Genomic DNA, 23,707 nt, shown 5'->3' with positions numbered 1-23,707 from the left:
GACCAAAAAAGGACATCCTCGTGCCTATCCAGGACAAGCGTATTTACGACATCAGCGGCAGCAGCTGCTGATAGATTTTGCGGAACACGTCGCGTCTTTCCGCGTACCGCGCATGGCGTGACGCGTCAGGTAAATGCGCCTGTTCAAGCGTAAGCTGCGGCAACAGCTGCGAAAGCGGTTTTTCAGGGTTGATGGCTATCTGTGCCAGACGCGCGGCACCAAGTGCTGGCCCGACATCGCCACCGGTGCGAAAATCCAGCTGCAATCCACTGATATCCGCCAGCATCTGTCGCCAGTAAGGGCTTCGCGCACCGCCGCCGATCAGGGTGACGCTTGCCGGTTTCAGACCGCAGTCATGCACCACGTCCATTCCGTCGGCCAGCGCATAGCCCACACCTTCCAGCACCGCACGCGCCAGTTCTGCCGGGCCATGCTGATGGGTTAAACCGAAGAACACCCCTTTCGCTTCCGGGTTGTTGTGCGGCGTACGCTCGCCGGAAAGATACGGTAAAAACCAGACGGTACCCGCAGCGTCATCCGCCTGCTGCGCCGCAGAAATGAGCGCCGGAACGTCGGCCATGCCGGTCAGCTTCGCCGCCCAGTCCAGGCAAGACGCCGCACTGAGCATGACCGACATCAAATGCCATTTCCCCGGAAGGGCATGGCAGAAGCTGTGTACCGCACTTTCAGGATTGCTGCGATACCCGTCGCTGACGGCAAAATAGACGCCAGACGTTCCCAGAGAAAGCATCGCCTGTCCCGCCTCAACCATGCCGACGCCCACGGCACCCGCCGCGTTGTCACCGCCACCGGCCACCACCGGTACGGCAGGTATATTCCAGCGTTCAGCAACGGCTGGCAGCAATGTACCGGTAATTTCGCTGCCTTCGAACAGTGCGGGCATATGCTCGCGGGTCAAATGGCAGGCATCCAGCATCGCCTCGCTCCAGTCACGTTTCGCCACGTCGAGCCACATGGTGCCGGCGGCATCAGACATGTCGGACGCAAAATCGCCCGTCATACGAAAGCGCAGATAGTCTTTCGGTAGCAGGACTTTCGCCACCTGACGGAAAATCTCCGGCTCGTGTCGCTGCACCCACAGTAATTTGGGCGCAGTAAAACCGGGCATCATCAGGTTGCCGGTGATGTCACGGGATGTGGGCACGCGCGCCTCAAGAAGCGCACACTCTTCTGCACAGCGGCCATCGTTCCAGAGGATCGCAGGACGAAGCACGCGCTGCTGGCTATCCAGCAGCGTAGCGCCGTGCATTTGCCCGGCGATCCCCAGCGCTTTCACGTCACGCAGACTGTGTTGTTCACTTAAGGCCTGTATTGCACGATCCGTCGCCTGCCACCACTGCTCCGGATCCTGTTCCGACCACAGCGGATGCGGACGTGAAACCTGCAGCTTTTCTGTCTGTGTTGCTACCACATCGCCTTGCTCGCTTAACAGGATGGCTTTCACACCCGATGTGCCAAGATCGATCCCGATATACATTCCGGTGACTCCTTTAACAGAAATGCCCGGTGGCGCTGCGCCGACCGGGCCTGGATGCTGTTATTTATCGAACAGATAGTGATTGACCAGATTTTCCAGCAACTCCTGGTGCCCGCTCTGGTGCTGCGGTGCCAGTTGATGTTGTTCAGCGTACTTCGCGATTTCCGCAAGTGATAACTGACCTTTCAAAATTTGCTGGCCCAGCTCACTGTTCCAGCCGCTGTAACGCTTCGCCACGCGTTTATCCAGTTCACCGTCTTCAATCATACGCGCGGCCACTTTCAGCGCCAGCGCCATCGTGTCCATCGCGCCAATGTGGCCATAGAACAGATCGTATTTATCGGTACTCTGACGACGCACTTTGGCGTCAAAGTTCAGGCCACCCGTGGTGAAACCACCCGCTTTGATGATTTCATACATCACCAGCGCATTCTCTTCCACGCTGTTCGGGAACTGGTCTGTATCCCAGCCCAGCTGTGCATCGCCCCGGTTAGCATCAACAGAGCCGAAGATGCCCAGCGCAATAGCAGAGGCAATCTCGTGATGGAAAGAGTGACCCGCCAGGGTGGCATGGTTGGCTTCAATGTTAACTTTAATCTCTTTTTCCAGGCCGAACTGCTTCAGGAAGCCGTACACGGTCGCCACATCGTAGTCATACTGATGCTTCGTCGGTTCCTGCGGTTTCGGTTCAATCAGCAGCGTCCCGCGGAAACCGATTTTGTGCTTATGCTCGACAACCATTTGCATAAAGCGGCCAATCTGCTCGCGTTCCTGGCGCAGATCGGTGTTGAGCAGGGTTTCATAGCCTTCACGACCGCCCCACAGAACATAGTTCTCACCACCCAACTGATGCGTGGCGTTCATTGCCGTCACAACCTGCGTAGCCGCCCAGCTAAACACTTCCGGATCCGGATTGGTTGCCGCGCCCGCACCGTAACGTGGGTTGGTGAAGCAGTTTGCCGTGCCCCACAGCAGCTTCACGCCGCTTTGCTGCTGTTTCGCCGCCAGCACATCCACCATCTGCGCAAAATTGTTCAGGTACTCTTTCAGCGACGCGCCTTCCGGTGACACATCGACATCATGGAAGCAGTAGTACGGCACGTTCAGCTTGTGGAAGAACTCAAACGCCACATCGGCTTTACGCTTCGCCAGCTCGATGGCCTCACCAGGTTGCTGCCACGGGCGGTCAAAGGAACCCACACCGAACATATCGGCACCATTCCAGCAGAAGGTATGCCAGTAACAGGCGGCAAAGCGCAGATGATCTTCCATGCGCTTACCCAGCACCAGCTCATCCGGGTTGTAGTGACGAAATGCTAAAGGATTGGTCGTTTTTGGGCCTTCGTAACGAACACGATCGAGTTGGTCGAAATAAGCTTGCATATTGAGCTCCATAATCAGGGGTATGCGGTGAGTCATAGATACAGGAGTAATAGTGAATAGACATTTTGGGTTGCTCAATTACGTTATTTCACACTGCTATTGAGAGAATGCACAACTGTGCACTGGCTCGCAAAATAATGTGCAAGCAAACTATTTTTCGGTGTGCATTCCAGAATCAAATGCAATTAAGACGTTACGTATTTTAAAATCCGATCGCGGTCATAAATTCAGAAATAAACCAAATATCATAATGAGAAGATAAAAATCTGTAATTGCCAGCCCGCCTTTCCCCGTTAAGAATTTGCTGCGTCTCAGTAGTGAATGTTTCTTTTATCTCAGCAACACATACCCCTACAAAAAGGCCTAATAATTATGAAGATAAAGAACCTTACCCTTACTCTATGCACAACTCTCCTCCTGGCAAGCTTTGCCGGACATGCGAAGGAGGTGAAAATCGGTATGGCGATTGACGATCTGCGTCTGGAGCGCTGGCAAAAAGATCGCGATATTTTTGTTAAAAAAGCAGAATCACTCGGCGCAAGCGTGTTTGTTCAGTCGGCTAACGGCAATGAAGAAACGCAAATGTCGCAAATTGAGAATATGATCAACCGTGGCGTCGATGTCCTGGTCATTATCCCCTATAACGGCCAGGTATTAAGTAACGTGGTGAAAGAAGCTAAACAAGAAGGCATAAAAGTCCTGGCCTATGACCGTATGATTAATAATGCGGACATTGATTATTATATTTCGTTCGACAATGAAAAAGTCGGTGAATTACAAGCGCAAAGCCTGATCGACAAGGTGCCTCAGGGTAATTATTTCCTGATGGGCGGTTCTCCGGTGGATAACAACGCCAAACTGTTCCGCGAAGGGCAAATGAAAGTCCTTAAACCTTACATCGACGACGGAAAAATTAAAGTGGTTGGCGATCAATGGGCCGACGGCTGGCTACCAGAAAACGCGCTGAAAATTATGGAAAACGCACTCACTGCCAACAATAACAAAATTGATGCGGTTGTGGCCTCCAACGATGCCACCGCAGGCGGTGCTATCCAGGCACTAAGCGCCCAGGGGCTGGCCGGTAAAGTCGCGATATCGGGTCAGGATGCCGATCTGGCCGGTGTAAAACGCATTATCGCAGGCACCCAAACCATGACGGTCTACAAACCCATTACCCAGCTCGCCAATACGGCTGCGGAAATCGCCGTAGAGCTGGGTAATGGTAAGCAGCCTAAAGCAGACGCGACGCTGAATAACGGGCTGAAGGATGTTCCGGCTCGCCTGCTCACACCGATTGAAGTCAATAAAGAGAACATTGACGCCACTGTCATTAAAGACGGTTTCCACAAGAAGAGCGAACTGTAACCTTACGCAGCCCCTGCTCTGCAGGGGCGCATCACGTTGTACTGTTCTTCCCTCGGGTTACGTGGAGCAGTTATGTCTTATTTACTTGAAATGAAAAGCATCACTAAGCGCTTCGGTACGGTGAAAGCCGTCGACAACGTCAGTCTCCGGCTGAACCCCGGCGAAGTGGTTTCGCTGTGTGGTGAAAACGGTTCGGGCAAATCAACATTGATGAAAGTGCTGTGCGGGATCTACCCGTACGGCAGCTACGAAGGCGAAATCGTCTTTGCCGGTGAAGTCATCCAGGCGACACACATTCGCGATACCGAACGTAAAGGCATCGCCATCATCCACCAGGAGCTGGCACTGGTGAAGCATCTCACCGTGCTGGAGAACATTTTCCTTGGGGCTGAGATTTCCCGCCACGGCGTGCTGGACTACGACACCATGACGCTGCGCTGTGAAAAGCTGCTGGCGCAGGTGAGTCTCAGCATTTCACCGGATACCCGCGTGGGCGATCTTGGTCTGGGGCAGCAGCAGCTGGTCGAAATTGCGAAAGCGCTTAATAAGCAGGTCAGGCTGCTGATCCTTGATGAACCAACGGCGTCGCTCACCGAACAGGAAACCGCGGTACTGCTCAATATCATCCGCGATCTGCAAAACCACGGCATCGCCTGTATCTACATTTCGCACAAGCTGAATGAGGTCAAAGCCATTTCTGACACCATCTGCGTGATCCGCGATGGGCAACACATCGGCACGCGCGAAGCCGCAGGCATGAGTGAAGATGACATCATCACTATGATGGTAGGCCGCGAGCTGACGGCGCTCTACCCGAATGAACCTCATGCAACCGGCGATGAAGTGTTGCGCGTGGAAAACCTGACCGCTTGGCATCCCGTTAACCGCCACATCAAGCGTGTAAATAACGTCTCGTTTTCTCTGCACAGCGGCGAAATTCTCGGTATTGCCGGGTTAGTCGGCGCCGGGCGCACCGAAGCCGTACAGTGTCTGTTTGGCGTGTGGCCGGGGCGCTGGGAGGGCACGATATATATCGACGGTCAGCCGGTGAAAATCGACAACTGCCAACAGGCGATTGCCCGCGGCATTGCCATGGTGCCGGAAGACCGCAAAAAAGACGGCATCGTACCGGTCATGGCAGTGGGTAAAAACATCACCCTTGCAGCTCTTGATCAGTTCTCCGGCACCCTGAGCAGCCTGGATGATGCCGCTGAGCAGCAGTGTATTCTCCAGTCGCTCGCCCGACTGAAGGTAAAAACATCCTCTCCGGAACTGGCCATTGGCCGACTGAGTGGGGGCAACCAGCAGAAGGCCATTCTGGCGCGCTGCCTGCTTCTCAATCCACGCATATTAATCCTTGATGAGCCAACGCGCGGGATTGATATCGGCGCCAAATATGAAATCTACAAACTGATTAATCAGCTTGTACAGCAAGGGATTGCCGTCATTGTCATCTCGTCTGAATTACCCGAAGTGCTCGGTCTGAGTGACCGCGTGCTGGTGATGCACGAGGGAAAACTGAAAGCCAACCTGATTAACCAGAACCTGACGCAGGAGCAGGTGATGGAAGCCGCTTTAAGGAGCGAACGTCATGTCGAAAAGCAATCCGTCTGATATCAAAGTCGCGGTTCCGACGCCCGGATCATTTGCGGGGCTAAAAGCGCTGAACCTGCAGGTTTTCGTGATGATCGCGGCGATTATCGTCATCATGCTGTTCTTTACCTGGATGACCGATGGCTCGTACTTAAGTGCGCGTAACGTCTCTAACCTGCTGCGTCAGACGGCCATCACCGGCATTCTGGCTGTGGGCATGGTGTTCGTGATTATCTCAGCGGAGATCGACCTGTCAGTCGGTTCGATGATGGGTTTACTCGGTGGCGTGGCGGCCATTTTTGACGTCTGGCTTGGCTGGCCGCTGCCGTTGACCGTTGCGGTAACGCTGGTGCTGGGACTTGTGCTCGGTGCCTGGAACGGCTGGTGGGTTGCCTACCGTAAAGTCCCGTCGTTCATTGTCACTCTGGCAGGGATGCTGGCCTTCCGCGGGATCTTAATCGGCATTACCAACGGCACCACCGTCTCCCCCACCAGCACGGCGATGTCGCAGATTGGTCAGAGTTACCTCTCCGATAGCGTGGGCTTTACGATTGGCGTGGTAGGTTTGCTGGCGTTTGTCGCGTGGCAGTGGCGTGGGCGCATGCGCCGTCAGGCACTGGGGCTGGCTTCTCCTGCATCAACGTCCGTGGTGGGGCGTCAGGCCCTTACGGCGGTTATTGTGCTAGGCGCAATCTGGCTTCTGAACGACTACCGTGGCGTCCCGACGCCTGTATTGCTGCTGGCACTGTTACTGCTGGGTGGCATGTTTATGGCCACGCGTACCGCATTTGGCCGCCGCATTTACGCCATCGGCGGCAATCTGGAGGCCGCTCGCCTCTCCGGGATCAATGTCGAGCGTACCAAACTCGCGGTGTTCGCCATTAACGGTCTGATGGTGGCTATCGCCGGGTTGATCCTCAGCTCACGTCTGGGGGCTGGTTCTCCCTCCGCCGGTAACATCGCCGAGCTGGATGCCATCGCCGCCTGCGTAATTGGTGGTACCAGCCTCGCAGGTGGTATCGGTAGCGTGGCGGGGGCCGTAATGGGCGCATTTATTATGGCTTCGCTGGATAACGGGATGAGTATGATGGACGTCCCGACGTTTTGGCAGTATATCGTCAAGGGGGCCATTCTTTTACTCGCCGTCTGGATGGACTCGGCCACCAAACGACGGGCCTGATAACAGTATGATGACTTAATTGGGAAGAGAGCCATGTTCGAAAAGCGTCACCGCATTACGTTGTTATTCAATGCCAATAAAGCCTATGACCGTCAGGTTGTTGAAGGGGTTGGTGAATATTTGCAGGCGTCGCAATCCGAATGGGATATCTTTATTGAGGAAGATTTTCGTACCCGTCTGGAGAACATCAAAGACTGGCTGGGTGATGGCGTTATCGCCGACTATGACGATCCCGTCATTGAGCAACTGCTGACAGACGTCGACGTCCCGATTGTGGGCGTCGGCGGCTCTTACCATTCCCCCGAACACTATCCGCCGGTTCACTATATTGCCACCGATAACCATGCCCTGGTGGAGGCAGCCTTTCTCCATTTAAAAGAGAAAGGCGTCCATCGCTTCGCTTTTTATGGCTTACCCGCCACCAGCGGCAAGCGCTGGGCCGTTGAGCGTGAACACGCGTTTTGCCAGTTGGTCGCGCAGGAGAAGTACCGTGGCGTAGTGTATCAGGGGCTGGAAACCGCCCCTGAAAACTGGCAGCACGCGCAAAACCGTCTGGCTGACTGGCTGCAAACGCTGCCACCGCAAACCGGGATTATTGCCGTCACGGACGCCCGCGCACGCCACGTTTTGCAGGTATGCGAACATTTGCACATCCCGGTACCGGAAAAACTGTGCGTGATTGGCATTGATAACGAAGAACTCACCCGCTATCTGTCTCGCGTGGCGCTCTCCTCCGTTGCACAAGGGACGCGTCAGATGGGTTATCAGGCAGCGAAGCTGTTGCATCGCCTGCTGGATAAAGAATCCCTGTCGCTTCAGCGGTTGCTTGTGCCTCCTGTCCGCGTCGTAGAACGTCGCTCAACCGACTATCGCTCCTTAAGCGACCCGGCCGTTATTCAGGCCATGCACTTTATTCGCAACCACGCCTGCAAGGGAATTAAGGTCGATCAGGTGCTGGATTCGGTGGGTATTTCGCGTTCGAATCTGGAGAAACGCTTCAAAGAAGAAGTGGGCGAAACCATTCATGCCGTCATCCATGCTGAAAAGCTGGAGAAAGCGCGCAGCTTGCTCATCTCCACGTCACTGTCGATTAACGAAATCTCGCAGATGTGCGGCTACCCGTCTCTGCAATATTTCTATTCGGTGTTTCGCAAAGAGTACGACACCACGCCAAAAGAGTACCGGGATCGCTACAGTGAGGTGCTGATATAGAAAAGAAAACGCCTTCCAGTGGAAGGCGTTTTTTTGAGATTACATATGGGCGGCGATTAAGCGCTGGTTATCCTGGTACATGGCGAACAGATAGTTGTTATAGCTCTGTCCCTTCGTCGAATAACCTTTCAGCTTGTGGATCATCGTCGTGGCCGTCACTTCCTGATCCGCTTTACGCAGCTGTGCGCGTGATTTACGGAACGATGAATAGGCCGGATGCGTGTTCAGATTCACCACGTAGGCACTTACGGAATCCTTCACGGATTCAAACTGCGAATAGCCTTTCACCTTACCAGGCGCATTGTTACAACGACCTTTCACACATTTCATGCCGAAAAGGTTGTTGTTGCTACGCGCCAGCTTTGACGTGCCCCAGCCGCTTTCGGCTGCCGCCATGGTCGCAACCATGCTATTCGGGATGATATCCACACGCTCCAGCAGAGAATTCCACGGCACACGACGCGTGTTACCGTTCCAGCTCAGCTTGTAGCGCTTCGTGATATCTTTCAGACGCGCGCGTTCTGACGGCGACCAGCGGCTATCGTACTGTTTGGAAATCAGCCAGTTACGATCCGCAGTAATCGCGGCATTTTGACTCGTGATGTAAGGCATTACCGTCCGGAGAAACGCTTTTTTCCTTGGTGTTCCGGAAGGGTATTTTCGCAAATCAGGAAGTGAACTACTCTTTGCACTATTGCGAGAATACTCTTGTTTACTGCTAACCTTACTACTTGTCGTCTTTATAACGTGGGCTTTCTTACTCGTTGTATCCGTGTGCGTCTTCGCAAGCACCTCACCCGAAAATGCCGTGGTGAGTAACATGAGTATCGCAGCCCCATATCGTCGAATGGGAGTCGATATCATTAGGTCTCCTGGTCGGATGTAATCATCCTAACACCTTATTTTTTTCACAAATTTGAGAGCGGAATCTCAAATCATATCAAAAATAGACTTCAAGAGCACGTATAGAAATAGTCCAATTCCGAAACTATGTCATCTAAAACTTGCTCACAAAAACACCATTCCCGAAAAAATGTGTGCGGTATCGCAGATAACTGCTTAATTTTGCGCGAGATCACTCATCCTCTCGCGTCCTCCTGGCAGAAAGCGATAAGGGATGAGTTTTTACCCTCAGCCTGGTGGCACACTGGTCAAAAATGCCGCGACAGGAAAATGGAATGAAACGCACCGCAATAGCCTTTCTGATGTTACCCGCACTGGCACATGCAGGCTGGTCATCACCGGGGTTTAATGCATTTAACACCGAAGGCACCGGGATTTTCACCAGCCAGACAAAGCTCGCGAAGGGTACGCGTCCTCTTACACTAAGTTTTGACAAGACGTGCTGGCAGCCAACAGATGCGATAAAACTCAACGAGATGCTGTCGCTCAAACCCTGTGACGGCACCCCGCCGCAGTGGCGTCTTTTCCGCGACGGTGAATACCAGATGCGGATTGATACTCGATCCGGTACACCCACCCTGATGCTGACCATCCGGAGTGCCGCAGAACAGCCGGTTACCAACGTTATCCACCAGTGCCCGAAGTGGGACGGTAAACCGCTGACGCTGGACGTCAGCCATACCTTCCCGGAAGGCTCCGTCGTACGCGACTACTACAGTAAGCAGACGGTGACGGTGCAGAATGGAAAAATCACTCTGCAGCCGGCCGCCAACAGCAACGGCCTGCTGCTGCTTGAGCGCGCCGAAACCGACAAGCCTGCGCCGTTTAGCTGGCAGAACGCCACTGTCTATTTTGTGCTGACCGACCGTTTTGTGAATGGTGACCCGAGCAACGACAACAGCTATGGCCGTCACAAAGACGGCATGCAGGAGATTGGTACCTTCCACGGTGGAGATCTCAAGGGGCTCGCCAGCAAGCTCGACTATTTACAACAGCTGGGGGTGAACGCGCTGTGGATTAGCTCGCCGCTGGAGCAGATCCACGGCTGGGTCGGCGGTGGCACCAAAGGTGACTTCCCACACTACGCCTATCATGGCTATTACACTCAGGACTGGACGAAGCTCGACGCCAACATGGGCACCGAAGATGATTTACGTCATCTGGTCGATGAAGCGCATAAACGTGGTATTCGTATCCTGTTCGATATCGTCATGAACCATACGGGTTACGCGACGCTTGCGGACATGCAGGAGTATCAGTTTGGCGCCTTGTATCTGCAGGGTGATGAGCTGAAAAAGACGTTGGGAGAACGCTGGACGGACTGGAAGCCGGGCGCAGGCCAAAGCTGGCACAGCTTTAACGACTACATCAACTTTAGCGACAAAGCCGCATGGGATAAATGGTGGGGGAAAAAGTGGATCCGCACTGATATCGGTGATTACGACAACCCCGGCTTTGATGATTTAACCATGTCGCTGGCATTTTTACCCGACCTGAAAACGGAATCCACCACACCTTCCGGGTTGCCAAACTTCTATCAACACAAGCCTGATACCCATGCGAAAGCCATCCCCGGGTATACCCCGCGCGATTACCTGACCCACTGGCTCAGCCAGTGGGTGCGTGACTACGGTATTGATGGTTTCCGGGTTGATACGGCCAAACACGTTGAGCTTGCGGCCTGGCAACAGCTGAAAGACCAGGCCAGCCAGGCGCTGGCGGCCTGGAAAGGTGCTCACCCGGACAAAAAGCTCGACAATGCACCATTCTGGATGACCGGGGAATCCTGGGGCCACGGCGTCATGCAGAGCGATTATTACCGCCACGGTTTCGATGCGATGATTAACTTTGATTATCAGGAGCAGGCGGCAAAAGCGGTGAACTGTCTGGCGGATATCGACCTCACCTGGCAGCAGATGGCGGAAAAACTGCAAAGTTTCAACGTCCTGAGCTATCTCTCTTCGCATGACACGCGCCTGTTCCGTGAAGGGGGTCAACGCGCAGCTGAACTGCTCTTGTTAGCACCGGGTAGCGTACAAATCTATTACGGAGATGAATCTGAACGTCCATTTGGGCCAACAGGTTCAGACCCGTTACAAGGTACCCGTTCGGATATGAACTGGCAGGACGTCACGGGCAAACAGTCCTTAACCGTCGCCCACTGGCAAACGCTGGGTCAGTTCCGCGCGCGCCATCCGGCGATTGGTGAAGGCAAACAAACCACGCTGTCGTTGAGAGAGGGATATGGCTTCGTGCGCGAGCATAATGGCGATAAGGTGATGGTAGTATGGGCAGGTAATTAATAACGGCTCACTCCAGTACCCTCTCCCGTTGGGAGAGGGTTACGGTGAGGGAAAAATCAACAGAACTATTCACTTCACAAATCCATTCCTGCCACATAAAACAACAAATCCGACCACACCACCCGATTTGCACCAGCACGGTGCTAGCGTTATGGTTACCCACTTTCAAAATAAGCTCGATAGATCACCTGCTATGACGTTTTCACTTTTCGGCGACAAATTCACCCGCCATTCAGGCATTACTCGCCTGATGGAGGACCTCAACGACGGGCTGCGCACACCGGGCGCAATCATGCTCGGCGGCGGAAACCCGGCTCAAATCCCGGAGATGAATACCTATTTCCAGACGCTGCTCGCTCAGATGCTGGAAAGCGGCAAAGCAACCGATGCGCTTTGCAATTACGACGGCCCGCAGGGTAAAACCGAACTGCTGGCACTCCTCGCCGAAATGCTGCGTGACGAGCTGGGCTGGGATATCGAACCACAGAATATTGCACTGACAAACGGCAGTCAGAGCGCGTTTTTCTACTTGTTTAACCTGTTCGCAGGGCGTCGCGCCGACGGCACCACCAAAAAGGTGTTGTTCCCGCTGGCACCAGAGTATATCGGCTACGCCGATTCCGGCCTGGAAGAGGATCTGTTCGTCTCCGCGCGCCCGAATATCGAGCTGTTGCCGGAAGGCCAGTTTAAATATCACGTCGATTTTGAACACCTGCATATTGGTGAAGAGACGGGCATGATCTGCGTATCGCGTCCGACGAACCCAACGGGCAACGTGATCACCGATGACGAACTGATGAAACTGGATGCGCTGGCGAATCAGCACGGCATTCCGCTGGTGATCGATAACGCCTATGGCGTACCGTTCCCGGGCATTATCTTCAGCGAAGCACGTCCGCTGTGGAACCCGAACATTGTCCTGTGCATGAGCCTCTCTAAGCTGGGCCTGCCGGGTAGCCGCTGCGGCATTATCATCGCGAATGAAAAAATCATCACCGCCATCACCAACATGAACGGCATTATCAGCCTTTCGCCGGGCGGTATCGGCCCGGCGATGATGTGCGAAATGATTAAGCGCAACGACCTGCTGCGTCTGTCCAATGAGGTGATTAAGCCGTTCTATTACCAGCGTGTTCAGGAGACAATTGCGACACTTCGCCGCTATTTACCGGAAGAACGCTGCCTGATCCACAAACCTGAAGGGGCGATTTTCCTGTGGCTGTGGTTTAAGGATCTACCCATCACCACCGAACTGCTCTATCAGCGCCTGAAGAAGCGCGGCGTGTTGATTGTACCGGGCGATTACTTCTTCCCAGGCCTGGATAAACCGTGGCCGCATACGCACCAGTGCATGCGTATGAACTACGTGCCCGATCCGGAAAAAATCGAAGCGGGTGTCAAAATTCTGGCCGAAGAAATCGAAAAAGCCTGGCGCGAAGGCAATTGTTAAAAATAAGGCTCTTCAAATGAAGAGCCTTATTTTTCCGTGATCTTAATCTTGCATCAAGGATATATTCTGTAGCGTTTCATTCAACATCCTCATTGAGTTTCCTTAGGAATATTCCTTTAATTTACGCTCACTAACTTCCCCATTAATAATTAAGCACCAATTAAAGATCTTAACTTATTGTTATTTTGAAATAACCACCTGCAACGCAAGAAAATACCATCCCGAGTCACTTTCATGCATATTTAAAAATAGTGCATATACTCACTAATACGCCGCTCGGCGTTCTTTTGCGTGGAGTATTCATATGCTACCTAATAATGTTAGTCGCATCAGCGCTATTGCTGTTGCGGTACTGCTCGCGTTCTCTCTTTCTGCCTGCAGTGGAAGCAGTGGCGGCTCTCATCATTCAACGGCCAAAAATAACCCTGCGACGGGAAGCAGCAGCGGCTCAGGTGATGGAAGTGGCACGACCGCGAGCAATGGCGGTTCGGGCAGCAACGGCTCGGGTACCGGGACGGGTTCAGGTACCGGGACAGGCGCTGGTGGCGGTACGGGTTCTGGTTCTGGTTCAGGCTCAGGAGGCAATGGCAGCGGAGGAACCGGAACAGGCAACACGGGCGGTGGCGGAACCACTACCGCAGGCGTAAATACGATACTGGGTGATGCCGGCAAAACGGTGACCAGCGTTGGCTCTACGGTGGATGGCCTTGGAAGCCAGCTTCCAACAAATAATCCCGTCACGTCAACCGTTTCAACCACCGTCAGCGGTGTTGGCAGCGCCGTGTCCACCGTGGGGACAGGCGTCACGACTGGCGTTGGCGATCCAAACAACGCGAACGGTGTGGGCACAACGGTTAAAGGCGTGACCACGTCGGTTACCTCCCTGGGCAATACCGTTTCAACGGTAGGCACGGGCCTGGCGAGCTCCACTTCCGGAACACCGGTTAGCGGCGTAACCGGCCTGACGGGCAGCGTGGTCAACAGTACCGGGCAACTGGTCAGTAACACCGGCACGGGTCTTACCAACACGGTAAGCAGCCCTGCGGTCACTCAGGTAACAACCGATACCACGACCGTTGCCAACAAGACGCTGGGCGGAGTACAGGGCGTCACGCAAAGCGTGGGCACCACGACGGGTCTCGGCACACCGGTCAACGGCCTGCTGACCCAGGTGGGTAACACCGTGAGCGGCGTGGGGACCAACGTCAGCAGCAGTAATAGCGGGCTTAACGGCGTGGGTCAGGTCGTTCAAAATGTCGGCCAGACGGTTACGGATAGCGGTACGCTGGTCAAACCCGCCTCTTCGACAACCGGAGGAAGTTCAGGCTCTCTCACAGCTAATGCAAATGTGGCGGCCACGAACAACAGCCTGGGTGCAACGGTCAATACGACCCTCAATACCCTGACTGCGGGCGTTACGGCCAACGCAGCAACAACATCAAGTCAAAACACGTCGACAACTAACCCGGTCAACGGTCTCAACACGTTAACCACCGGTCTGCTGACGCCAAAACAGTAACCTGCTTATTGTCATTCTGCGCCCCTGGTTCAGGGGCGCTTTATACAGCGACACTCCCCCTAACCGGGAATGATGAACAGGGATAGCGCGATGAAACACTACTTCCTTTTTTCGCTGACGGGGCTGGTTGTGCTGAGCATGGCCCGCGCCGATACACTGCCCTCTATTATTAACCCTGATAACCCGGCGCAAGTTTCTCGTAACGTTGCCCCAGAACAGCCTGAGACCGTCCCACAGCCGAAAGTCAAAATAGAAAAACCGCAGTCAACGCTGACGCCTGAAACGCCCATTACCATTCATCACATTCAGTTTATTGGCGGCACGCGTTATCCGTTGCAGGAATTACTTCTGCCCTTCAGGCCGTACGCCGGAAAAACCGTGCCGCTAAAAACGCTCGCGGGGCTGGTAAACGATATTACGGCACGCTACAAGGCAGATGGTCTCCCACTTTCTTATGCCTGGTTGCCTGATAACAATTTCCAGCAGGGAAATATTAAAATTGTTTTGGTTGAAGGGTATGTCGCCCACAGCGACATTATCAGTAATAACCCTCATATCGCCGAACGTCTTAAACGATTATCTGAAAAAATCATGGCGGAAAAACCGCTCTCTCAGGATACGTTTGATCGCTATAGTCAGCTGATGACCCGCACCCCCAACGTTCCGGTCACGGCTAACGCGCAGTTGCCAACCAATATCTATGGCGCGGCAGCGATGCAGATAACCGCCAACCAGGAGCGGAGCTGGAATATCGCCTCCACGATCGATACCCGTAAAGGGCAAGATCTCATGATGCTGAACGGAACGCTCAGCAACCTGACAAGTTATGGCGATCAGCTTGGCGTGGCCACACTCGTGCCATTAGATAGCAACACGCGAAAAAATTATGTCGGTCTGAACTGGCAGCAGTTTTTAAACGATGAAGGGCTGACAATGCAGCTCAAAGGCAGCTATTACCGGGAAGATCCGCAAGATTTCTCAACACTCCTCGCTTTACCAAATAATATAAAGGTCGACTCAAAACAAAAAACAACGCAATACAACGGTGGCGTAAGTTTTGGTTACCCGTTGCTGTTAACGCAAAAATCGCAAATTAATTTTACCAGCGGTTTTGATTATACCGATCGCCAGGATGATTATGCTCTGCAGGCCAGACTGCAGGGCAAAACCTATAAGCTGGACTCCCTCAACCAACACGCACGTTATCCTGCGCTGGAAGTGGGTATTAATGGTGCACATCAATTCGCAACCGCCAGCATCAGCGGCCGACTCAACGTCCGTCAGGGTATTGATGCGATGGGCGCTGATATCGTCTCAGCCCCCAAACCCGATATGAATTTTACGCTCACGAAAAGCTATCTGGACGCTGCGTGGGTGTTTGCCGATAAATGGCGACTATCTACATCCTGGGAGGGGGACTGGTCAAATAACACGCTGCCAGGGCCCGAGCGCGTTAGCTTCGGTGCTCAGCGGTTTGGCCGTGGATACCAGGACAGTGAAGCAAGCGGCGATTATGGCTATGGCGGACAGGTAGAACTGCGCTATATCCAGATGCGAAAAGAGAGTACCTGGCTTACCACCATCCAACCCTACATCCTGACCGATACCGCGCAAACCTGGTATAACACGTCAGGTTTGCCCCACCAACGGCTTGGGTCAGTGGCTGCCGGCGTGATGGTAGGCGATACGCGTCATTATAGCGTCACGGTTGAGGCGGCAAGGCCCGTCGGGGATGTTCCGACAGACAGTCGCAACAGGGACTGGCGCTACAGTCTGACGTTCACGTGGAATTTCAATAAAATGCAGTAAGCCTTTCAGCCCGAATACTGACAGGATCAACACAGCGCAACGCGTGGGTTGGACAGGCCTCCACACAGGCCGGTCCGCCTTCGCGATGCAGGCACAAATCACACTTCAGCGCGTGTGCCTTATTTCCCTCCAGCCGAACCTGCATCGCCCCAAACGGGCACGCCAGCATACAGCTTTTGCAACCAATGCAGCGCGTCTGATCAACGAGCCACGCTCCCGCCGTGCGGCGAATGGCATGGGTTGGGCAGACATTGGCGCAGGGTGCGTCTTCGCACTGGTGGCAGCCAACCGCCGTGGTATATGACCCCCCTTTAACCACACGAATGCGTGGCGTAAAGGCATGTGCGGATACGGAATCCTGATGCGAGACAGCACAGGCCGCTTCGCATGTGCGGCACCCGATGCATTTTTCCGCATCCGCCATGATAAATCGGTTCATCTGTTACGCCTCGCGTACGTTAAAACCCAGTTCTTTTGAAATAGCCTCTGCCGTTTCACGCAGTGGTTTAAGCAAGTTTTTCTCGCCCACCTGCTTCATGCGTGATGTCGATAGCGATATGGAGATCGCATACGGCACGCGGCCATGAATATCAAACACCGGCACGGCGATACAGGAGACACCCAGCTCGTTCTCTTCTTTGTCCATCGCCATGCTGCGATCGCGAATTTCCGCCAGCTCATCATACATGGCACTCAATTCTGTGATGGTGTTGCGGGTCAAAGGTTGGATCTGTTCCTGATGGCTTTCCCAGTAGCTCGCCACATAGTCCTGGTGACCAAACGCCATGTAGATCTTGCCCATCGCTGAGCAGTAAAGCGGCATATGCTGACCGATATAGGCACGCGTGCGCAGCATACCGGTTGTCGGCTCGAGTTTATAAATCAGGATCGCGTGGTCGTCTTCCCGGCTGGAAAAGTTCACGGTTTCACCCGTAGCAATATTCAGCGCTTCAAGATGTGGCGCCGCCACGTGGATGATATTGAGCGACGACAGCGCCTTTTGCCCGACGGCGATAAATTTGGTGGTCAGACGATAACTGCCCGCCGCAGGCGCCGGGGTAACGTACCCGCAAGACTGTAACCCCTGGAGTAACCGGTGCACGGTGCTCTTATTCAAACCCGCCAGTTCCGATAAATGCGCAAGCGGGCACCCGTTCGGATAGTTGCTGAGGATCTCAATCAGCATCAGGCCGCGAAACAAGCTCTGGCTACCTGCTGGCCTCTCTTTTTCTTGCGTCATTTCGCTCTCTTTCATGCTCATTAAATGGCTCCTTTTTGTCGCGCTCCTGATGGTAGCGCAAAGTGTGGTTTAGTTCACGATCTCAACAGAAAAAACACAACCAGTTGATTTTAATCGATTTTGAAAAACATGAATGTCGTTGATCTGACAAAATTTGATCGCTATATTTGAAATCAGATTTCGCATAGTGAAATTTAGCGATAAAAAAGCACTCGCACTTGCCCCTTAAAAGAACAGGAGAACAGGGATGAAAGTGACCTTTGAAGAGTTGAAAGCGGCGTTCAATCGGGTCCTGCTCGATCGCGGCGTGAAAGCGGAAAACGCAGACGCCTGCGCCGAGATGTTTGCCCGCACGACAGAATCCGGCGTCTATTCACACGGCGTGAACCGCTTCCCGCGTTTTATTCAGCAACTTGACGCTGGCGACATCATTCCTGACGCTCTGCCAAAACGGGTAACGTCATTAGGTGCCATTGAGCAGTGGGATGCTCAGCGCGCCATCGGCAACCTGACAGCGAAGAAAATGATGGATCGCGCCACGGAGCTGGCATCCGATCATGGGATCGGCCTGGTGGCTCTGCGTAACGCAAACCACTGGATGCGCGGCGGCAGCTACGGCTGGCAGGCGGCGGAGAAGGGTTATATTGGAATTTGCTGGACCAACTCCATTGCTGTGATGCCCGCGTGGGGATCAAAAGAATGCTGCATCGGCACCAACCCGCTAATCGTTGCGATTCCCTCCAACCCAATCACTATGGTCGACATGTCGATGTCGATGTTCTCCTACGGCATGCTGGAAGTAAATCGCCTGGCCGGGCGCGAGTTGCCGGTTGATGGCGGGTTTGACGACGAGGGTAATCTCACCCGTGAACCCGGCGTCATTGAGAAAAACCGTCGCATTTTGCCAATGGGCTACTGGAAAGGGTCCGGCCTGTCTATCGTACTGGATATGATCGCGACACTGCTTTCCAACGGTTCTTCCGTGGCGGAAGTCACTCAGGACAACAGCGACGAGTACGGTGTATCGCAGATCTTTATCGCCATTGAGGTCGATAAACTGATCGACGGCCCAACCCGCGATGCCAAACTTCAGCGCATTATGGATTTCATCACCAACGCTGAGCGCTCAGACGAAAACGTCGCCATCCGTCTGCCGGGGCATGAATTCACCCGCCTGCAGGAAGAGAACCGCCGTAACGGCATCACGGTTGATGACAGCGTGTGGGCGAAAATCCAGGCCCTGTAAGGAGTGGACGATGATATTCGGACATATTTCACAGCCAAATCCGTGCCGTCTCCCACAGGCGATTGAAAAGGCGCTCGATTTTCTGCGCACCACGGACTTCACGGCACTGGAGCCGGGCGTTGTTGAAATTGAGGGACGCAACATATTTGCCCAGGTGCTCGATCTCACCACCAAAGCGTGGCATGAGAACCGCCCGGAAGTACACCGACGTTATCTGGATATCCAGTTTCTGGCATGGGGTGAAGAGAAAATTGGTATCGCTATAGATACCGGTACTAACAAAATAAGCGAATCATTACTGGAACAGCGGGATATTATTTTTTATCACGCCAGCGAAAATGAATCATTTATTGAAATGATACCCGGCAGCTATGCCATATTTTTCCCGCAGGACGTCCACCGTCCTGCCTGTATTAAGAGCAAAGAATCCACAATTCGTAAAATTGTGGTGAAAGTGACAATCAGCGAATTGAATTAATTTTCTGATAAATACAGGAATGCGAAATGACCAACACCGGTTTTATTATTGGTGCGTCCCCCTGCGCACCTTCGTTTCACCAGAAAGGTGAACAAGAAGAACAAACCTTCTGGCGGGAACTTTCCGACACGCCCAACATCCGCGGGCTGGAACAACCTTGCCTTGAAAACCTGCATCCGTTTGGTGATGAATGGCTGTTCCGTCATACGCCAGGGGACTGGCAAATCGTCGTGACGGCAGTAATGGAAACCATGCGCCGCCGTGGTACCAACGGCGCGTTCGGCCTGGCCTCCGCCGACGAGCAACAGCGTAAGGCCTGCGTCGAATTCTATCGCCATCTGCACCAGAAAATTGACGCCGTGAATGCCCGTTACCCTGGGAAAGCGATCGCCCTGGAGATGCAGGCAGCACCGCAGGCAGGTAATGCCTCTGTCGAACAAGCCACGGAGGCATTCTCTCGCTCCATTCGTGAAATAGCAGGTTGGAACTGGTCATGCGATCTGGTTCTTGAGCACTGCGATGCTATGACCGGACTCGCTCCGCGTAAGGGATTTTTACCCCTGGAGCAGGTACTGGAAGTGGTGAAAGATACGGATATCAGCGTCTGCATCAACTGGGCACGTTCGGCCATCGAAGGTCGTAACACCGCCCTTCCGCTTGAGCATGTTCAGACCGCACTCAACGCCGGAAAACTCGGCGCGCTAATGTTCTCCGGGACAACGGCAACCGGTGAATACGGTGACTGGCAGGATCTCCATGCACCATTTTCTTCATTCTGCGCCGACAGTCTACTGACCACTGAACACGCAAAAACACTCTTTACTGCGGCGAGCGCCGCAACATTGAAATTCTCCGGTATTAAATTGCTGGAAATAAATGCTAATGCTGACGTCAGCCATCGCATTGCCATTTTGCGCGACGGCATTAGCGCCATGAAAAAAGCGACACAATAAAAATAAAAATCTTATTCCGGTTACATTTACTGAGACATTAAATATGAACACGACTTCTCAAGCTCTACATGCGGATATTCCGCGCCAGCGCTGGCTAAGAATCATTCCCCCTATCCTTATCGCCTGCATTATTTCATATATGGACCGAGTGAATATTGCATTTGCGATGCCTGGTGGTATGGATGAAGAATTAGGTATATCCGCCACTATGGCTGGCCTGGCGGGCGGTATCTTCTTTATCGGCTATCTGTTCCTGCAGGTTCCCGGTGGCAAAATTGCTGTTCATGGTAGTGGTAAGAAGTTTATCGGCTGGTCGCTGGTCGCCTGGGCGGTGATCTCGGTACTCACGGGTCTCGTGACGAATCAGTATCAGCTTCTGGTGCTGCGATTCTTACTCGGCGTGGCGGAGGGCGGGATGCTGCCCGTTGTGCTCACCATGATCAGTAACTGGTTCCCGGATGCCGAGCGCGGTCGCGCCAACGCGATTGTGATTATGTTCGTGCCCATTGCCGGGATCATCACAGCACCGTTGTCGGGTTGGATCATCACCGCGCTCGACTGGCGCTGGCTGTTCATTATTGAAGGGCTGATGTCCGTTGTGGTGCTGGTGCTCTGGGCATTCACCGTGTATGACCGTCCACAAGAAGCCCGCTGGATATCGGAAGCCGAAAAAAACTACCTGGTGAAAACGCTGGCGGCGGAACAGCTGGCGATTGCCGGTAAAGAGGTGAAAAATGCCTCGCTCAGCGCAGTGCTGTCCGACAAAACCATGTGGCAGCTGATCGCCCTGAACTTCTTCTACCAGACCGGAATTTACGGTTACACCCTCTGGCTGCCAACCATCCTGAAAGAGCTGACGCATACCAGTATCGGCCAGGTAGGGATGCTCGCCATTCTGCCTTACATCGGCGCGATTGCGGGCATGTTCCTGTTCTCGTCTCTTTCTGACCGTACCGGCAAGCGCAAGTTGTTTGTCTCCCTGCCCTTGATTGGTTTCGCGCTCTGTATGTTCCTTTCTGTGGCGCTAAAAGAGAACACCTGGCTGGCCTATACCGCGCTGGTGGGCTGCGGCTTCTTCCTGCAATCCGCTGCGGGTGTGTTCTGGACTATTCCGGCGCGTCTGTTTAGTGCCGAAATGGCGGGCGGTGCGCGCGGCGTGATTAACGCCCTGGGTAACCTCGGTGGCTTCTGCGGCCCTTATGCGGTTGGCGTGCTTATCACGCTGTACAGCAAAGACGCTGGGGTTTACTGCCTGGCGGTCTCTCTGGCGCTGGCATCGCTGTTGGCCCTGCTGTTACCGGCGAAATGCGATGCCGGAGCTGAGCCGAATCCCTCGGTGAACTCACATAAACGTGCGGCCTGAAGCCCTCACCCCAGCCCTCTCCCACCGGGAGAGGGAGCAACACAAGAGAATCAAAGATGAGTGAAAAAGAGCCCTTCTGGCTGGGTATCGATTGTGGCGGTACTTATCTGAAAGCCGGTTTATACACCCGTCAGGGAAAAGAGGTCTGTATCGAGCGCCGTTCGGTTGCCACTCTCAGCCCGCGTCCTGGCTATGCTGAGCGGGATATGCACCAGCTCTGGCAGCACTGCCACACGACCGTCGCACTGCTGCTCAAAAATGCCAGGGTCGATGGCGAGCAGATCAAAGGTGTCGGTATTTCGGCTCAGGGCAAAGGGCTGTTTCTGCTTGATAAGCAGGATCAGCCACTGGGAAACGCCATGCTCTCTTCTGACCGTCGGGCACTGGAGATTGTGCAGCGCTGGCAGCAAGACGGCATTCCCGAAAAACTGTACCCGCATACTCGCCAGACGCTATGGACCGGGCATCCGACTTCGCTCCTGCGCTGGGTCAAAGAGAACGAACCACAGCGGTATCAGCAGATTGGCTGCGTGATGATGGCGCACGACTACCTGCGCTGGTGTCTGACGGGGGAAAAAGGCTGCGAAGAGAGCAATATCTCGGAGTCCAATCTCTACAACATGAGCACTGCTCAGTACGATCCACAGCTCACACGCTGGCTTGATATCAGCGAAATTGACGGTGCACTACCGCCGATTGTCGGCTCCGCAGAAATTTGCGGGGAAATCACCGCTCAGGCAGCCTCGCTTACCGGTCTGGCGGCGGGTACTCCCGTCGTTGGCGGGCTGTTTGATGTGGTTTCCACCGCGATCTGCGCCGGACTCCATGATGACAACACGCTTAACGCGGTGATGGGAACCTGGGCCGTGACCAGCGGGATCGCCAACGGCATTCGTGATAACGAACCCTTTCCCTATGTGTATGGCCGCTATGTGCACCCGCAGCAGTACATCGTGCACGAAGCCAGCCCGACCTCATCCGGCAACCTGGAGTGGCTGACAGCGCAATGGGGTGACGTCTCGTTCAGTGAGATTAACGATGCCGTTGCCAGATTACCGAAGGCGGAAAGCGATGTGTTTTTCCTGCCGTTCCTCTATGGGAGCAACGCTGGTCTGGAGATGACCAGCGGCTTTTACGGAATGCAGGCACTGCACTCCCGGGCCCATCTGTTGCAGGCGGTTTATGAGGGCGTGGTCTTTAGCCACATGACCCACCTGAACCGCATGCTGGAACGCTTTACACACGTGACGTCGCTGCGCGTCACGGGTGGCCCCACTCATTCAGATGTGTGGATGCAAATGCTGGCAGATGTCAGCGGTCTGGCAATAGAACTACCGCAGGTGGAAGAGACCGGTTGCTCCGGTGCGGCGCTGGCAGCACTTGTCGGTACGGGCATCTATACCGATTTCCACGCCGCTCAGCGTGCCCTGCGACACGACACCAGGGTCATTGAACCCGATATTCGCGCCCATGCTGCCTACCAGCGCAAATATCACCGCTACCAGTTACTGATTACCGCACTACAGGGCTATCACGCCCGTGTTAAGGAGTTCGACCTATGAGCCGTCCATTACTTCAACTGGCGCTCGACCATACCTCACTTCAGGCCGCACAGCGCGATGTCGCTTTGCTTGCGGATCACGTTGATATCGTCGAGGCGGGCACCATTCTGTGCCTGACCGAGGGTTTACAGGCCGTGCGTGCCCTTCGCGAGCAGTGCCCGGACAAAATCATCGTGGCGGACTGGAAAGTGGCCGACGCTGGAGAAACGCTGGCAGAACAGGCGTTCGGTGCAGGCGCGAACTGGATGACCATCATCTGCGCGGCACCGCTGGCGACCGTTAAAAAAGGCCATGAAGTCGCTCAACGCTGCGGCGGCGAAATCCAGATGGAGCTGTTTGGTAACTGGACGCTGGAAGATGCACGCGCATGGCGCCACATCGGGGTGAAACAGGCCATCTATCACCGCGGGCGCGACGCGCAGGCGAGTGGTCAGCAGTGGGGCGAAGCGGATCTCGCGAAAATGAAAGCGCTCTCCGACATCGGTTTACAGCTTTCGATTACCGGCGGGATCACTCCTGCCGACCTGCCGCTGTTTAAGCAGATAAACGTCAAAGCCTTTATTGCCGGCCGCGCGCTGGCTGGTGCTGAAAAGCCACCGCAGGTAGCACAGGCATTCCATTCACAAATCCGCGACATCTGGGGAGAGTAA

At 54.2% G+C, this 23,707-nt stretch carries 19 protein-coding genes; 14 read left to right on the top strand and 5 right to left on the bottom strand.

The features are described from left to right. Positions 1 to 43: 43 nt before the first annotated feature. Together xylB and xylA are read right to left on the bottom strand one after the other, a co-directional pair. Positions 44 to 1,498, bottom strand: coding sequence for a xylulokinase (gene xylB, locus ACLHV8_RS00855; protein ID WP_208595188.1), 1,455 nt, complete (start codon positions 1,496 to 1,498; stop codon positions 44 to 46). 60 nt (positions 1,499 to 1,558) lie between these two features. Further along, on the bottom strand, positions 1,559 to 2,881 hold the full coding sequence (xylA, locus tag ACLHV8_RS00850) for a xylose isomerase (RefSeq protein WP_014830210.1): 1,323 nt from the start codon (positions 2,879 to 2,881) through the stop codon (positions 1,559 to 1,561). 372 nt (positions 2,882 to 3,253) lie between these two features. Between xylA and xylF the strand changes: the two genes are divergently transcribed. The 4 genes from xylF to xylR all read left to right on the top strand — a co-directional run bounded on the left by xylF (position 3,254) and on the right by xylR (position 8,231). After that, a complete protein-coding gene (gene xylF / locus ACLHV8_RS00845) occupies positions 3,254 to 4,246 on the top strand; it encodes a D-xylose ABC transporter substrate-binding protein (protein ID WP_028018251.1) in 993 nt (330 codons plus the stop codon). Between the two features lie 72 nt (positions 4,247 to 4,318). Then, positions 4,319 to 5,860, top strand: a complete 1,542-nt coding sequence (locus ACLHV8_RS00840; protein ID WP_028018250.1) for a xylose ABC transporter ATP-binding protein — start codon at positions 4,319 to 4,321, stop codon at positions 5,858 to 5,860. Next, entirely contained in the window at positions 5,838 to 7,019 is a 1,182-nt protein-coding gene (gene xylH, locus ACLHV8_RS00835; protein WP_208595145.1) for a xylose ABC transporter permease XylH, read from the top strand. Before ACLHV8_RS00840 ends, xylH begins: the two co-directional genes overlap by 23 nt. A 33-nt stretch (positions 7,020 to 7,052) precedes the next feature. Continuing rightward, on the top strand, positions 7,053 to 8,231 hold the full coding sequence (xylR, locus tag ACLHV8_RS00830) for a D-xylose utilization transcriptional activator XylR (RefSeq protein WP_028018248.1): 1,179 nt from the start codon (positions 7,053 to 7,055) through the stop codon (positions 8,229 to 8,231). Between the two features lie 39 nt (positions 8,232 to 8,270). On the opposite strand, the gene ACLHV8_RS00825 is transcribed toward xylR, so the two are convergent. Then, positions 8,271 to 9,095 carry a protein bax gene (locus ACLHV8_RS00825; protein WP_032666887.1) on the bottom strand — a complete coding sequence of 275 codons (825 nt, stop codon included), beginning with the start codon at positions 9,093 to 9,095 and terminating at the stop codon, positions 8,271 to 8,273. A 314-nt stretch (positions 9,096 to 9,409) separates the two neighbouring features. On the opposite strand from ACLHV8_RS00825, the gene ACLHV8_RS00820 reads away from it, so the two are divergent. The 4 genes from ACLHV8_RS00820 to ACLHV8_RS00805 all read left to right on the top strand — a co-directional run bounded on the left by ACLHV8_RS00820 (position 9,410) and on the right by ACLHV8_RS00805 (position 16,215). Then, a complete protein-coding gene (locus ACLHV8_RS00820; protein WP_208595144.1) occupies positions 9,410 to 11,437 on the top strand; it encodes an alpha-amylase in 2,028 nt (675 codons plus the stop codon). A gap of 193 nt (positions 11,438 to 11,630) precedes the next feature. Continuing rightward, positions 11,631 to 12,887 (top strand): valine--pyruvate transaminase, encoded by a 1,257-nt coding sequence (avtA, locus tag ACLHV8_RS00815; RefSeq protein WP_208595143.1) that lies wholly within the window; start codon positions 11,631 to 11,633, stop codon positions 12,885 to 12,887. Positions 12,888 to 13,191: 304 nt separating this feature from the next. Further along, positions 13,192 to 14,406: a collagen-like triple helix repeat-containing protein gene (locus tag ACLHV8_RS00810; RefSeq protein ID WP_244250152.1), complete on the top strand. Its 1,215-nt coding sequence runs from the start codon at positions 13,192 to 13,194 to the stop codon at positions 14,404 to 14,406. A gap of 90 nt (positions 14,407 to 14,496) precedes the next feature. Then, positions 14,497 to 16,215, top strand: a complete 1,719-nt coding sequence (locus ACLHV8_RS00805) for a ShlB/FhaC/HecB family hemolysin secretion/activation protein (protein WP_208595142.1) — start codon at positions 14,497 to 14,499, stop codon at positions 16,213 to 16,215. Here the strand turns inward: ACLHV8_RS00805 and ACLHV8_RS00800 are convergent. Together ACLHV8_RS00800 and yiaJ are read right to left on the bottom strand one after the other, a co-directional pair. Further along, the gene (locus ACLHV8_RS00800; RefSeq protein WP_208595141.1) at positions 16,199 to 16,654 is read right to left on the bottom strand and encodes a 4Fe-4S dicluster domain-containing protein; all 456 of its coding nucleotides are present in this window, start codon (positions 16,652 to 16,654) and stop codon (positions 16,199 to 16,201) included. The genes ACLHV8_RS00805 and ACLHV8_RS00800 overlap by 17 nt on opposite strands. Positions 16,655 to 16,657: 3 nt before the next feature. Further along, positions 16,658 to 17,476 carry an IclR family transcriptional regulator YiaJ gene (gene yiaJ, locus ACLHV8_RS00795; RefSeq protein WP_021242452.1) on the bottom strand — a complete coding sequence of 273 codons (819 nt, stop codon included), beginning with the start codon at positions 17,474 to 17,476 and terminating at the stop codon, positions 16,658 to 16,660. A 226-nt stretch (positions 17,477 to 17,702) separates the two neighbouring features. On the opposite strand from yiaJ, the gene yiaK reads away from it, so the two are divergent. From yiaK to ulaD, 6 genes are read left to right on the top strand one after another with little or no spacing between them, the layout of a single operon-like run. Next, the gene (yiaK, locus tag ACLHV8_RS00790) at positions 17,703 to 18,701 is read left to right on the top strand and encodes a 3-dehydro-L-gulonate 2-dehydrogenase (protein WP_049007781.1); all 999 of its coding nucleotides are present in this window, start codon (positions 17,703 to 17,705) and stop codon (positions 18,699 to 18,701) included. Positions 18,702 to 18,711: 10 nt separating this feature from the next. Beyond that, positions 18,712 to 19,179, top strand: a complete 468-nt coding sequence (locus ACLHV8_RS00785; protein ID WP_208595140.1) for a YhcH/YjgK/YiaL family protein — start codon at positions 18,712 to 18,714, stop codon at positions 19,177 to 19,179. Between the two features lie 26 nt (positions 19,180 to 19,205). Next, positions 19,206 to 20,132, top strand: coding sequence for a DUF4862 family protein (locus ACLHV8_RS00780; protein WP_208595139.1), 927 nt, complete (start codon positions 19,206 to 19,208; stop codon positions 20,130 to 20,132). Positions 20,133 to 20,175: 43 nt separating this feature from the next. Beyond that, a complete protein-coding gene (locus tag ACLHV8_RS00775; RefSeq protein WP_208595138.1) occupies positions 20,176 to 21,495 on the top strand; it encodes an MFS transporter in 1,320 nt (439 codons plus the stop codon). A 56-nt stretch (positions 21,496 to 21,551) separates the two neighbouring features. Then, positions 21,552 to 23,057, top strand: a complete 1,506-nt coding sequence (locus tag ACLHV8_RS00770) for an FGGY-family carbohydrate kinase (protein ID WP_208595137.1) — start codon at positions 21,552 to 21,554, stop codon at positions 23,055 to 23,057. Further along, entirely contained in the window at positions 23,054 to 23,707 is a 654-nt protein-coding gene (ulaD, locus tag ACLHV8_RS00765; protein ID WP_208595136.1) for a 3-keto-L-gulonate-6-phosphate decarboxylase UlaD, read from the top strand. Before ACLHV8_RS00770 ends, ulaD begins: the two co-directional genes overlap by 4 nt.

The organism is Enterobacter sp. CPE_E863 (assembly GCF_046521465.1).
In the GTDB taxonomy this organism is placed as follows: Bacteria; Pseudomonadota; Gammaproteobacteria; order Enterobacterales; family Enterobacteriaceae; genus Enterobacter; species Enterobacter adelaidei.
Note: the sequence above shows the minus strand (reverse complement) of the source record. Positions and strands in the feature narration are given on the sequence as shown.

Coding starts and splice junctions, on each gene's coding strand:
- ACLHV8_RS00810 (WP_244250152.1), top strand. CDS start 13,192: ATGCTACCTAATAATGTTAGTCGCATCAGCGCTATTGCTGTTGCGGTA.
- yiaJ (WP_021242452.1), bottom strand. CDS start 17,476: ATGAGCATGAAAGAGAGCGAAATGACGCAAGAAAAAGAGAGGCCAGCA.
- ACLHV8_RS00785 (WP_208595140.1), top strand. CDS start 18,712: ATGATATTCGGACATATTTCACAGCCAAATCCGTGCCGTCTCCCACAG.
- ACLHV8_RS00770 (WP_208595137.1), top strand. CDS start 21,552: ATGAGTGAAAAAGAGCCCTTCTGGCTGGGTATCGATTGTGGCGGTACT.
- ACLHV8_RS00800 (WP_208595141.1), bottom strand. CDS start 16,654: ATGAACCGATTTATCATGGCGGATGCGGAAAAATGCATCGGGTGCCGC.
- ACLHV8_RS00775 (WP_208595138.1), top strand. CDS start 20,176: ATGAACACGACTTCTCAAGCTCTACATGCGGATATTCCGCGCCAGCGC.
- ulaD (WP_208595136.1), top strand. CDS start 23,054: ATGAGCCGTCCATTACTTCAACTGGCGCTCGACCATACCTCACTTCAG.
- xylA (WP_014830210.1), bottom strand. CDS start 2,881: ATGCAAGCTTATTTCGACCAACTCGATCGTGTTCGTTACGAAGGCCCA.
- avtA (WP_208595143.1), top strand. CDS start 11,631: ATGACGTTTTCACTTTTCGGCGACAAATTCACCCGCCATTCAGGCATT.
- xylF (WP_028018251.1), top strand. CDS start 3,254: ATGAAGATAAAGAACCTTACCCTTACTCTATGCACAACTCTCCTCCTG.
- xylB (WP_208595188.1), bottom strand. CDS start 1,498: ATGTATATCGGGATCGATCTTGGCACATCGGGTGTGAAAGCCATCCTG.
- ACLHV8_RS00840 (WP_028018250.1), top strand. CDS start 4,319: ATGTCTTATTTACTTGAAATGAAAAGCATCACTAAGCGCTTCGGTACG.
- ACLHV8_RS00825 (WP_032666887.1), bottom strand. CDS start 9,095: ATGATATCGACTCCCATTCGACGATATGGGGCTGCGATACTCATGTTA.
- ACLHV8_RS00780 (WP_208595139.1), top strand. CDS start 19,206: ATGACCAACACCGGTTTTATTATTGGTGCGTCCCCCTGCGCACCTTCG.
- xylR (WP_028018248.1), top strand. CDS start 7,053: ATGTTCGAAAAGCGTCACCGCATTACGTTGTTATTCAATGCCAATAAA.
- ACLHV8_RS00805 (WP_208595142.1), top strand. CDS start 14,497: ATGAAACACTACTTCCTTTTTTCGCTGACGGGGCTGGTTGTGCTGAGC.
- yiaK (WP_049007781.1), top strand. CDS start 17,703: ATGAAAGTGACCTTTGAAGAGTTGAAAGCGGCGTTCAATCGGGTCCTG.
- ACLHV8_RS00820 (WP_208595144.1), top strand. CDS start 9,410: ATGAAACGCACCGCAATAGCCTTTCTGATGTTACCCGCACTGGCACAT.
- xylH (WP_208595145.1), top strand. CDS start 5,838: ATGTCGAAAAGCAATCCGTCTGATATCAAAGTCGCGGTTCCGACGCCC.